10 protein-coding genes are annotated in these 12,270 nt (G+C 58.4%); 4 read left to right on the top strand and 6 right to left on the bottom strand.

Annotated elements, in window-relative coordinates:
- The 3 genes from VL547_RS16350 to VL547_RS16340 form a co-directional block, all read right to left on the bottom strand.
- Window positions 1-1,286, bottom strand: a 1,286-nt coding sequence (locus tag VL547_RS16350; RefSeq protein ID WP_325579761.1) for a pyridoxal-phosphate dependent enzyme, incomplete at its 3' end; no start/stop codon positions are given.
- Window positions 1,287-1,499: 213 nt separating this feature from the next.
- Window positions 1,500-2,537, bottom strand: coding sequence for a zinc-dependent alcohol dehydrogenase family protein (locus VL547_RS16345; RefSeq protein ID WP_325579759.1), 1,038 nt, complete (start codon window positions 2,535-2,537; stop codon window positions 1,500-1,502).
- An 84-nt stretch (window positions 2,538-2,621) separates the two neighbouring features.
- Window positions 2,622-4,220, bottom strand: a complete 1,599-nt coding sequence (locus VL547_RS16340) for a S41 family peptidase (protein WP_325579757.1) — start codon at window positions 4,218-4,220, stop codon at window positions 2,622-2,624.
- Between the two features lie 66 nt (window positions 4,221-4,286).
- Between VL547_RS16340 and VL547_RS16335 the strand changes: the two genes are divergently transcribed.
- Together VL547_RS16335 and murQ are read left to right on the top strand one after the other, a co-directional pair.
- Entirely contained in the window at window positions 4,287-5,123 is an 837-nt protein-coding gene (locus VL547_RS16335) for an N-acetylglucosamine kinase (protein ID WP_325579755.1), read from the top strand.
- Window positions 5,124-5,149: 26 nt separating this feature from the next.
- A complete protein-coding gene (murQ, locus tag VL547_RS16330) occupies window positions 5,150-5,962 on the top strand; it encodes an N-acetylmuramic acid 6-phosphate etherase (RefSeq protein WP_325579753.1) in 813 nt (270 codons plus the stop codon).
- Here murQ and VL547_RS16325 read toward each other — a convergent pair.
- From VL547_RS16325 to VL547_RS16315, 3 genes are read right to left on the bottom strand one after another with little or no spacing between them, the layout of a single operon-like run.
- Window positions 5,959-7,032, bottom strand: coding sequence for a hypothetical protein (locus tag VL547_RS16325; RefSeq protein WP_325579751.1), 1,074 nt, complete (start codon window positions 7,030-7,032; stop codon window positions 5,959-5,961). The genes murQ and VL547_RS16325 overlap by 4 nt on opposite strands.
- Before the next feature lie 11 nt (window positions 7,033-7,043).
- Window positions 7,044-7,910 (bottom strand): hypothetical protein, encoded by an 867-nt coding sequence (locus VL547_RS16320; protein ID WP_325579749.1) that lies wholly within the window; start codon window positions 7,908-7,910, stop codon window positions 7,044-7,046.
- 18 nt (window positions 7,911-7,928) lie between these two features.
- Window positions 7,929-9,449: a hypothetical protein gene (locus VL547_RS16315; RefSeq protein WP_325579747.1), complete on the bottom strand. Its 1,521-nt coding sequence runs from the start codon at window positions 9,447-9,449 to the stop codon at window positions 7,929-7,931.
- 192 nt (window positions 9,450-9,641) lie between these two features.
- On the opposite strand from VL547_RS16315, the gene VL547_RS16310 reads away from it, so the two are divergent.
- Both VL547_RS16310 and leuC read left to right on the top strand, forming a co-directional pair.
- Entirely contained in the window at window positions 9,642-10,808 is a 1,167-nt protein-coding gene (locus VL547_RS16310) for a 2-isopropylmalate synthase (protein WP_325579745.1), read from the top strand.
- Between the two features lie 55 nt (window positions 10,809-10,863).
- Window positions 10,864-12,264, top strand: coding sequence for a 3-isopropylmalate dehydratase large subunit (leuC, locus tag VL547_RS16305; RefSeq protein WP_325579743.1), 1,401 nt, complete (start codon window positions 10,864-10,866; stop codon window positions 12,262-12,264).
- The last annotated feature ends 6 nt before the right edge of the window (window positions 12,265-12,270 follow it).

The raw sequence follows: 12,270 nt of genomic DNA, 5'->3' as shown, positions 1-12,270 counted from the left end.
ACCGCCCCGTTATCCCGCGAAATCAGCGTGCTGAGCCGCTCCACGGGCGTGTCGAAGGATACGACGGGGTAGGCGGCTTCCATGACGTCGCGAACCACGTGGTTCCGCAGGTCGGGGTGGTTGAGCAACCGCGTAAAGAGCCCGCTTTCGGAGATGGAGCCCACGGGGCCCTCGCCGTTCATGACAGGGATGTTCTCGATGTCGTATTTCTTCATCAGGTCGATCGCTTCTCCGACCTTCTGCAGCGGAGAAACGGTAACGAGCCGCCGCCCGCTGGGCCGGCTGTTGACAACGTCCTTGATGGTCTGCACGTCCATAAAGCCACGCTCCATCATCCATTGGTCGTTGTATACCTTACCGATATAACGGCTACCGTGATCGTGGAATATAACAACGACGAGGTCGTCTTTGGATAACTTATCCTTTAGTTGCAGCAAACCCTTCAGCGCATTGCCCGCGCTGTAGCCGACGAAAATGCCCTCCTCGCGCGAAATACGCCGGGCCATAAGCGCGGCTTCCTTATCGGTGACCTTTTCAAAATGGTCGATGACGCTCATGTCGTAGTTCTGGGGGATAAAGTCCTCGCCGATGCCTTCGGAGATATAGGGATACACCTCGCTGTTGTCGAGGACGCCACTGTCGTGGTACTTTTTCAGCAACGACCCGTAGGGATCGACGGCCCATACCTGGATGGCCGGGTTCTTCTCTTTGAGAAAACGCCCCGTTCCCACGATCGTCCCCCCTGTGCCCGTGGCCACGACGAGGTGCGTCACCTTTCCTTCGGTTTGTTCCCATATCTCGGGCCCCGTGGTCTCGTAGTGCGCCAGGCGGTTGGCCAGGTTATCGTATTGATTGATGTGGAAAGAATTGGGTATCTCCGACGCCAGGCGCCGGGCCACCGAATAATAGGAGCGGGGATCGTCCGGCTCCACGTTGGTGGGGCAAACGATCACCTCGGCGCCGACGGCCTTTAGGATGTCGAACTTTTCCTTGGACTGTTTATCGGTGGATGTGAAAATACACTTATAGCCCTTGACGCAGGCGGCCAGCGCCAGGCCCATGCCGGTGTTCCCGCTGGTGCACTCGATGATGGTGCCGCCGGGCAGTATCTTCCCTTCCTGCTCGGCCACCTCCAGCATTTTCAGGGCCATGCGGTCCTTGATGGAGTTCCCGGGATTGAAGTATTCGACCTTCGCCAGAACGGTACAGGGTAGCTCTTTGGTGATCTTATTGAGCTGGATCATCGGGGTGTTGCCGATCGTCTCCAGGATGTTTTTCTTCCACATGCCTCAAAAGTACAAAAATCCCCCCGGGCCTCAAATCGCGCCCGCGACGTCCGCGCCGAACGCCCGTATGCGCGCCGGCCTGCGGACTGTGGACTGTGGGGTGGGATGCCTCTTTTTCCCTGTTTTGCGAATCGTTTCGCAAAACAGGGAAAAAGAGGCATCCCACCCCACACCTCACAGTCCGCAAGCAGGAGGCCCGGACGCCCCGGGCCGCTAGGCCGTCAATATCACCTTCAACGCCTTTTCCTTAGCCGCGTTCCCAAAGGTTTCGTACGCCTCGACCACCTGATCCAGCCGGAAGTGGTGCGTGATCAGCTTCCTGGGCGCCAGCTTTTGCGCCTGTACGGTCTTGAACAGCATCGGGGTCGTGACCGTATCCACCAGACGGGTGGTGATGCTGATATTTTTTGACCACAGGGTTTCCATATGGAGGGTTACGCTCTTGCCGTGCACCCCGATGTTGGCGATATGGCCACCCGCGGTCACGATCGCTTCGCAGATTTCGAAGGTGGACGGAACCCCTACCGCTTCGATGGCGGTGTCCACCCCTTTTCCGCCGGTCAGTGTCATTACCTTCTCCACCGCTTTTCCGTCCCCGCTGTTGACCAGTTGTGTCGCTCCGAAGGTCTTCGCCACCTCCAGGCGGTTGTCGTCGAGATCGATCATGATGATTTCCGCCGGCGAATAGAACTGGGCGGTCAGCAAGGCTGCCAGCCCCACGGGGCCCGCGCCGACTATCGCAATGGTATCACCCGGCTTTACCTGGCCGTTGAGGACGCCGCATTCAAAGCCGGTGGGTAATATGTCGCTGAGCATGACAAGCGCCTCTTCGTCGGCGCCGCCGGGGATGGGGTAGAGGCTGTTGTCCGCATGGGGTATCCTGACGTACTCCGCCTGGGTGCCATCGATGAGGTTGCCCAGGATCCAACCCCCGTCGATACAGTGGGAATACATCCCTTTTTTGCAGTACTCACACTTGCCGCAGGAGGTAATACAGGAGATCAGAACGTGATCCCCTTTTTTGAAACTGCTGACGGCGCCGCCGGTCTCCTCCACTATCCCCACGCCTTCGTGGCCGATGATCCGGCCATCCGTCACTTCGGGGACGTCGCCCTTCATAATGTGCAGATCCGTTCCGCAGATCGTCGTTTTCAGGATTTTGACGATCGCGTCCGTCGGTACCTTGATGTCGGGTTTGGGTTTGTCTTCCCAGGCTTTCCGGCCGGGTCCGTGATAAACGAGTGCTTTCATAACATGCTCTTTTTTGAGAGCGTCAAGGTAGCACGACCGGCCGCCGCAAAAGATGACTTTTCTCCGGGCAGCGTATGACAATAATCACTTCAGCACTTCCAGCGCCTTGTGCACCGCCGAATCATCCTGGTTGTACACTACGTAAAACCCTTGCATCCGCCAGATCTGGTGCGCCAGCAGGCTCTTGGTGCGCAGCAGCAGCATCTCCTTGTCCCGCGCGGGCAGGTACTGCAGGTGGACGCTGTCCCGTACCGCGAAACGGCTAAGGTCGTCCCAAAGCGAGGAAGTGGGCTGGAACTCGCGCGCGAAGGTCTGGGGATCCTTGTATTGGTCGAGGGCGGCCCGGTTTGAAACGTAGTACTTATAACAGAAATCCACCAGCGTATTGTAGCGCAGCAGCCGGGTGATCACCGGGCTGTATTCGGTGGTGTCCAGGGGGACGAAGATGTCGGGCATGATGCCCCCGCCGCCGTACACCTTTTTGCCCAGCGGGGTGGTGTAGACCTGGCCCTTGGCGACCTTGTTGCTGTCTGCATTGACGAGGTCGCCGTTGTGGATACGGTTGAGAAGGTCGTCCTCGTATACCTTGATGCCTTTGGCGTAGGATTTCTGGATAGAGCGGCCCAACGGGGTATAATAGCGGGCGATGGTGAGCCGGATGGCGGAACCGTCGTCCAGGGAATACTGCTCCTGGACGAGCCCCTTGCCAAAGCTCCGGCGGCCGATGATGGTCGCCCGGTCCCAGTCCTGGAGGGAGCCGGTGAGGATTTCGCTGGCCGACGCCGTGCCCTCGTCGATCAACACGACCAGCTTACCCTGTTCGAACAACCCGGGGTGCTCGGCCTTGTAGTCCTTCCGGGGACTGTGGGCGCCCCGGGTATAGACGATCTCCTTGTTGTCGTCCAGGAATTCATCGGCGATCTTGACGGCCTGCTCCATATAACCGCCCCCGTTGTCCCTCAGGTCCAGGACGAGACGCTTCATCCCCTGTTTGTGGAGGGTATCCATGGCGTCCATGAATTCCTGGTAGGTCGTGGCGGAAAACTTGTTGAGCTTGATATACCCGACTTCGGGCTCCAGCATATAGTCGGCGTCGAGGCTGTTCAGCGGCACCAGCGACCGGGTGAGCACCACGTCTTTGGGCCTGCCCTGGTGGAGATAGGTTATACGGACCTGGCTGTTTTCCGGCCCCTTCAGCAGCTTGCGGATCAGGTCATTGGTGATATGCCTGCCGGCTATATTGGTCGTATCCACCTTGATGAGCTGGTCCCCGACCTGGAGACCCGCCTTTTCGGAGGCGCCGCCGGGCACCACGCTGACCACGTTGAGCGTATCGTTGAGGAGACTGAATTCGATGCCGATACCCTCGAAGCCGCCGTCCAGGTCTTCGTTGACCTCCGCCAGGTCACGGGCGGGGATGTACGCCGTATGGGGGTCGAGCTGGTCGAGGACGGTACCGATAGCGCTGTCGGTAATGGCCGGGATATTGACCGAGTCGACGTACCGGTGGCTGACAAGGTCCAGGATTTCCTGGAGGGAAGTGCTCGTCTGCGGACGTTCGAACAACCCTCCCGCGGTATTGCCCATCGTTTTGCTCAGAGAGAAGCCTATCCACATACCCACGATCATGGTCAACGCGAAAAGGAGCGGCAACCAGACCTGTAATCTTCTGTTTTTGTTCATTGAATGACGTACTTTGCAGTGCGAATTTCACTAAAATTTGGCAATTCACACGGGTTATTGCATGACATGTCGAATGTACTGATCGCCGACAGCGGGTCCACGAAGACAGAGTGGCGGCTGCTCCGGCCCAACAAACGCAGCAAAACGATCTTCACCCAGGGATTGAGCCCCTATTTCCTGACCGCGGAGCAGATGGCCGCGATCCTGGAGAAAGAGCTAAAGCTCCCGGAGGATCCCGACGAGGTTTACTTCTATGGGACGGGCAACGCCAACCCCGCTAACGCCAAGATGGTGAAAGGGGTGCTAAAAAAATGCTTCCCCAAGGCGGAAATCGACGTCCAGCACGACCTCACCGGCGCCGCCCGGGCCCTTTGCGGCCGGACGCCGGGGATCGCCTGTATCCTCGGTACCGGCTCGAACTCGGGCTATTACAACGGCAAAACCATCGTCAAGAACAGCCCCGGCCTGGGATACGTCCTGGGGGACGAGGGTAGCGGCGCCTACCTGGGTAAGCGTGTGCTCCAGTACTATCTCTACCAGACCTTTGACGAGGAGCTCAAAGCCAAATTCGAAAACGCCTATACCGACAGCGCGAGCGCCATCCTCGACGCCGTGTACAAACAACCCCTGCCCAACCGGTACCTGGCCGGCTACACGCACTTCCTTTCCGGGAACCGCGGACATTATATGGTCGAAAACATCATCGAAGACGGCCTGAACGACTTTTTTTTCCAGCACCTTTGTAAATACCGCGAAAGCTGGAGCAAGCCGATCCATTTTATCGGCGGCGTCGCCCACGCCTTCCGGGACGTCCTCCGGGAACTGGGCCACGCCTACGAGTTCGAGATCGGGCAGATACACGAGATGCCCATGGATGGGCTGGTGGCCTACCACAAAGGCTGACGCGCCGCCGCCGAAAAACAACGCATATGTCCTTCGAAAAGATCACCGAGTCGCCGAGCCACTACCACGACCTTGAAAAAGCGTCTATCCACGACCTTTTAACGAATATGAACCGCGAGGACCAGTCCGTCCCCCACGCCGTGGAACGCGCCATCCCCCAGATCGAACGCCTGGTCGAAGCCGTGAGCGACCGCATGCTCGCCGGCGGCCGCCTGTTCTATATCGGCGCCGGAACCAGCGGCCGGCTGGGCGTGGTCGACGCCTCCGAATGCCCGCCCACCTTCGGCGTTCCCTATGGCCTGGTCGTCGGCATCATCGCCGGCGGCGAAAAGGCCATCACCCAGGCCGTCGAGCACGCGGAAGACAAGGCAGCCCAAGGCTGGAAAGACCTCCAAACCCACGACATCAACGAAAAGGACTCGGTCATCGGCATCGCCGCCAGCGGCACCACCCCTTATGTCATCGAGGCGCTAAAAGAAGCAAAAGCCAACGGCATCCTTACCGGCTGCATCACCAATAACCCCGGCGCCCCCATCACCCAAGCCTGCGACTTCCCGGTCGAGGTCCCCGTCGGCCCCGAATTCGTCACCGGCAGCACCCGTCTGAAAAGCGGCACCGCCGCCAAGCTGGTCCTCAACATGATCTCCACCGTCGTGATGATCCGCCTGGGACGCGTCAAGGGTAACCGTATGGTCGACATGAAACTCTCCAACGACAAGCTCGTCGACCGCGGCACCAAAATGGTCATGGAACAGTTGCCTGGTCTCACCTACGAGGCGGCTAAAGCGTTGTTGCTGGAGCACGGGAGCGTCCGGAAGGCCGTCGAAAGTTACCGCTAAGGTTTGGGAGGCGCTATCCCGCCTGGCGCCGACCCGGCGGCCGCCATCCCGCCGCTCGCCGCGGCGTCCGGTGGGTCCCCGTGTACAAAGGGCGGTATCCCACTGCGGTGGAACTCCTTGTAAGCGTCCGTCGTGTCCCCGGGTACTTTTGTATAGACCCGGTAGTAGATAAAGCGCTTACCTTCCGGCAACCCCTTGAACATCTGCCCCAGACGGGCGTTGATGGCGTCGCACTCCCTGGAAAGGGCCACGGTATCGGTCAGGGGCAGGGTGGTGCGGTACAGGACGAAGGGGTAGTAGGCCTCGGGGGCGCGGTAAAGCGCGATCCGGAAGATGCTGGGTTTGGTTTTGACCAGGCTGTCCGTCATCGGGAAGGGATAGCGTTGGGCGATGGCCGCGGTCAGCCGCTGGTCGAGCTCGTTCATCTCGTTCTCCTTCTCGTAGTGGAGCAGCTCACCGGCGGGTTTCATAAGCTGCTCCATGATCACCAGGTCGTTCGCCGCGTCCGCCAGGTAACCGGAGTCGAAGTCCCGTTTGGCGCGGTGGTACCAGTCGACGGCGTCCCCGTTCATGACCTTGAGCAGCCCGATCTCCATAATGTTCAGCTTCCAGTTGCCGCCGTATTTGCCATAGGACGTCGTCAGCGCAAAGGACTCCGGCGTTCCCTGGAAAAAGCCCAGCGACACCAGCGTCTCTTCCGTCATCGGCTGGAAGTTCAGGAGATAGTCATGCTCGTTGCCCTTGCCCCGGTGCACATTGTGGGAGCTGGATTTGGCGCCCGTATAGACGATATAGAATTCGTTTTTGGACCGGTACTTCGACAGGTCGAACAACACCTGGTTCTTCTCCACCTGCGAGACGAAGGTCGGCCCTACGTGGGCCAGCAGGCTGTCCGAGAACATATCCTTGAGCTGGGCGGTATCCTTGGCCGTTATATAGCTGATGACGTTGGTGTTCAGCGACCGCAGGGTCGAACGGACCGACGGGTCGATCTGGTTATCCACCCAGGTACCGCTCTGGCGGCAGCCCGCCATCAACAATAAACAGCCCAAAGCGGAGGCCCAACGCATAAGTCCTTGTTTTAATTGGTGTACTTGAAGTACACAAATGTAGATTGTTTTATGGACCCTGACTGGAGTATCTGTAGATTTTGTGAGGCCGGTAAATTATTGGGGTTGTACTGGTAAGAGTAGTTATTAGCGGAGCTGTACCCGACGAGGGTAGAGCCCAGGGGATTGGACGCGGACAGCAGCGGGACTATGTCACCCAGCTGACCGAACATAAAGGGCAGGTCCTTTACCGTCTTATACGGGTTGTAAAAACCGTCGTAGGTATACGTCACCGTGAGGCTGGACACCGAACCATTCGAGGGGTCGATGTTGTTGACCAGGATCGACTGCAGATCCTTCTTGCCGTCCCAGGTATAGTTCTCGAAGTATTGTTCGGTCATGGCCGTCCCCGCCGTGTTTAACGCGAAGTGGTAGCTGGCCGAGAGCAGTCCCCCCGCGCCGGTCGTTACGGAATCGTAGGTGTACGAGCTGGTGCCGGGGTTATAGCGGATGCGTTGCAAAGCCCCCGCTGTAGTATAGTCGAAAGCCGCGGCGACCGTGCCGGTGGCGGCCGTCGTGTCGGGCGTGGTTTCGATGGAGACCAACCGTCCGCCCTGGTAGACCGGGAGGGTTGCCGTGATGTACGTCGTGTCTTCCCCGAAATAACCGGCGCCAAAGGCATATTCGGTCTGGATGATCTGCGCCACCGAATGATCGCTGTTGAAATGGATGACGGTGAACGTCGAATCGGCCTGAGTAGGTGCGGAGATCGTGCTGAGCCAGGTGTTGGAAGGGCCGGATGTACCTCCGTCGATGTTGATCCCGGATGGGGTACTGTCTTTCTTACTGCAGCCATACAGCAGGAGCAGGATCGCCAGGGTGGCGATGTTCTTTTGCATAGGATTCGGATTTGTGGACTAAAGGTATCGTTTTTTTCTTTGATAGTCAAGCCGGTATTTCTCCTGCATGATTTCCTGGACGGGTACCTGCCGGATCTTGCTTTCGAGCCAGGAAATGATGTCGAGGTACATGAAGGACCGGCTTTCCAGCGGACTTTCCTCGTACCGGACGAGCTTGTCCCGGAGGGTGGCGAAAGCGCTCCTCACCTGGCCCGGTTTGAGGGAGAATGCCTTCCGGAGGAATTTGAAGATTTCCTCCTCCACGACGCTCAGGTTTTGCATTTTGGCCATAAAGCGGTAGACCGATTTAATCAGGTATTCCAGCAGCTCCCAGTGACCCAATTCATAGTGGGCGATCAGGTGCAGGAGCCGGGCGTAGCATTGCAGGTCGGTCCTCAGGTCCACCTTCCAGTGGATGATCTTGTTGAGGTATTCGATGGCACGCTCGTTGTCCCCGCTCCCGAAGAGCAGACAGGCGATCTTATAATAAAAGACCAGCACCCGGTGGCGGTCCATGTGGATTTCATAGGCCTCCAGCCGCTCCTCGATCTCCGGGATCAGTGACAGCCCCTCGGTGAACGTACCTTCCATGAAATGCCGGTCGATCTTCGAAATGTACAGATAGACAAAGGACTGGACGGTGGTAGTGGTATTCCGTGTGGCCAGCTCCGATTGGGTAAAGGCCTCGAAAGCCTCCAGGGTAGGGATGAACTTCTCGTGGTTCAACAGGACAAAGTGGGCGATCAGCAGGTTGTGGACGCCCTTTATATACTGGACCGTTTCCACCCCCTTCATGACCGGGCATTGCTCAAAAAGGTCGACCCATTTCTGGCAGGAGCGGTAAAAAAGCAGGAAGTCCTGCAAAATGTAATGGTACCAGCAGGCCGCCTGGTAGAGATAGAGTTTTTCATAAAAACTCTCCACGTTCTTGGCGTTAACGGGCATGTTGGACTGGAAAAATGCCTTGACCGCCATCACATCCTTTTCGTCCCGGGCGTGCCCCATCTGGATGTACCAGCCATACAGCTGGAGCGCCAGGTTGGACAAACGGCCCATCATAATCCACTGCTCATCAGCTATTTCTGTTTCCCGGGCGAGCTGCTCCGCCCGGTTTTCGATACTCCGGGTGATATGCAGCGACTCGATTTTCTTTTCAAAGGTCAGTGCCTGGAGGACATAGGATAGCTGGTGATACTCACGGGCGTGTTCCTTGATCTTCTCCAGAACCTTTAAGCTCTGTTGATATAAGGCCTTGTCGTACAATATCTTAGCATAGTCCATCTGCTCGTGCAGGTCGATCTCGACGTTGTTTTCGTCCTGGATCAGCCGGAGGGAGGACAGGATCTGGCGAAAGAGCTGGGCCTTCAGGTTGGACAGCTGCTGCTTTTTTATCGTGGGGTTCTTGCGGAGGAGGGTGTCTTCGTCGTAGGCCTCCATTTTGTCCAGGGCGTCGAACAGGGTCACCACCTTCAAATCCTCCGTTTCGCCATTATTCCGGTTCACAAAGAGCTTGAAATTGCGTTTTTCGGCCTTTTGCAAAGATTTAACTAGTTGAAACAGTTCGTCTTTTGTTCTATTGGGCATCGTAATTCGTTTAGGTTGAAACCCGCATCCACAGACAGTTTGGCGTGTTAAACAGGGGGATAGCCAGTGTATTTACCCCCCTATTTTGATTTGAATACGAAAACAGGCAAAGATACCTTCGTTAGAGGTACCAAAAAATACCCTGCCATGCCCGACAAAATTTTCATTTTTGACACGACCCTCAGAGACGGTGAACAGGTTCCCGGGTGTAAACTGAATACCAAGGAGAAGATCGAAGTAGCGCAGGCCCTGGAGGCCCTCGGTGTGGACATCATCGAGGCCGGTTTCCCGATTTCCAGTCCCGGGGACTTTGAATCCGTAGCGGCCATTGCCTCCCACGTAAAGGATGTAACCGTCTGCGGTCTGACCCGCGCGGTCGAAAAAGACATAGAGGTTGCCGCCGAGGCCCTCAAAAAAGCCCGCCGTCCCCGTATCCACACCGGTATTGGCAGCTCCGATATACACATTAGGCATAAATTTAATGCGACCCGGGAGGAAATCCTGGAGCGGGCCGTAAAGGCCACCGCTTACGCCCGGAAGTTCGTCCCCGACGTGGAGTTCTTCGCCGAGGACGCCGGCCGGGCCGACCTCGCCTTCCTGGCGCGGATGATCGAAGCCGTCATCAAAGCCGGCGCCACCGTGGTCAACATCCCCGACACCACCGGTTACTGCCTGCCCCACCAATACGGTGAAAGGATCGCCTACCTGGTCAACAACGTCCCGAACATCGACAAGGCCGTGATCTCCTGTCACTGCCACAACGACCTGGGCCTGGCCACCGCCAACTCCATCGCCGGGGCCATCGCCGGCGCCCGCCAGATCGAGTGCACCATCAACGGCATCGGCGAACGCGCCGGCAACACCTCCCTGGAAGAGGTCGTGATGGTCATCAAGCAACACGAAAGCCTGGGCCTCTACACCGGCATCCATACCGAGCACCTCAACCCGATCAGCCAGCTGGTCTCCGACACCATGCGCGTCCCCGTCCAGCCCAACAAGGCCATCGTCGGGATGAACGCCTTCGCCCACAGCTCCGGAATCCACCAGGACGGCTTCCTCAAACAAGCCGAAACCTACGAGATCATCCGCCCCGAAGAAGTGGGCGCCGCCGGCTCCAAGATCGTCCTGACCGCCCGCAGCGGCCGCAGCGCCCTGGCCCACCGCTTCCACAAGCTGGGCTACGGCTTCAACCGCAATGACGTGGACGTTCTGTACGAGCGCTTCCTCATCGTGGCCGACAGCAAGAAAGAAGTCGAGGACGCCGACCTGAAGGCATTGGCGCATAAGTACGAAACCGAAACCGCCACGGTCTAAGGCCTCGCGGCCCTCGCCGCCCTGCTACAACTTGAACGATTAAAAGCTATTATAGATGGGAAAGACTCTCTTTGACAAAATTTGGGAAAAACACGTCGTAAAATCCATACCCGACGGCCCCGACGTAATTTATATCGACGAGCACCTGATCCACGAGGTCACGAGCCCGCAGGCCTTCAAGGGCATCGAAACCCGCGGCGTGGACCTCTTCCGTCCCGGCCAGATCCTGGCCACCGCCGACCATAATGTCCCCACCGAGAACCAGCACCTCCCTATAAAGGACGAACTGAGCCGCAAACAGGTCCAGATGCTGACCGAGAACTGCGCCCGTCACGGCGTGGAGCTCTACGGCCTGGGGCACGCCTACCAGGGTATCGTCCACGTCATCGGGCCTGAGCTGGGCATCACCCAGCCAGGGATGACCATCGTCTGCGGGGACAGCCATACGTCCACGCACGGGGCCTTTGGCTCCATCGCCTTTGGGATCGGCACCAGCGAGGTGGAGATGGTTTTCGCCTCCCAGTGCCTGCTCCAGTCGCACCCCAGGCTGATGCGCATCCGCATCGAGGGAGAGCTGAACAAGGGCGTCGTCGCCAAGGACATCATCCTGTATATCATTTCGCAGATCACCGCCGCCGGCGCCACGGGCTACTCCGTGGAGTTTGCGGGTTCGGCCATCCGCGCGCTGAGCATGGAGGCCCGGATGACCGTTTGTAACATGAGTATCGAAATGGGCGCCCGGAGCGGTATGATCGCCCCCGACGACACCACGTTCGCTTATATGAAGGGTCGCCCCTTCGCTCCCCACGGCGCCGATTGGGACAAGAAGGTCGCCGAATGGCGCCGGCTCGTTACCGACGAGGACGCCACCTTCGACACGGAGTACGTCTTCGACGCCGCGGACATCACCCCGATGATCACCTACGGGACAAACCCCGGTCTGGGCATATCCGTCACCGGTAACATCCCCGCGCTCGATTCCGTTCCCGACGACATGGAAAAACGCGTCATCGCCAAGGCGCTCCAATACATGGGTCTCGAAGAGGGGACGCCTTTGCTGGGCATGCCCGTGCAGCACGTCTTTATCGGCAGCTGCACCAATTCCCGTATCGAAGACCTCCGCATGGTCGCCTCCGTCATCAAGGGCCGCCACCGCGCGCCTTCGGTCAACGTGATGATCGTCCCCGGCTCGCAACAGGTCGCCGCCCAGGTACGCGCCGAGGGGCTCGACAAGATATTCGAAGAGGCCGGCTTCGTCATCCGCCAGCCGGGCTGTAGCGCCTGTCTCGGGATGAACGAGGACAAGGTCCCCGCCGGCGAATACTGCGTCTCGACCTCGAACCGCAACTTCGAAGGCCGTCAGGGCGCCGGCGCCCGCACCCTGCTGGCCAGCCCGCTCACCGCGGCCGCCGCGGCGATCACCGGGCGCGTGACGGACATTCGCGAGCTCATATAAAAACCT

This window comes from Dinghuibacter sp. (assembly GCF_035492835.1).
GTDB lineage: Bacteria > Bacteroidota > Bacteroidia > Chitinophagales > Chitinophagaceae > Dinghuibacter.
Note: the sequence above shows the minus strand (reverse complement) of the source record. Positions and strands in the feature narration are given on the sequence as shown.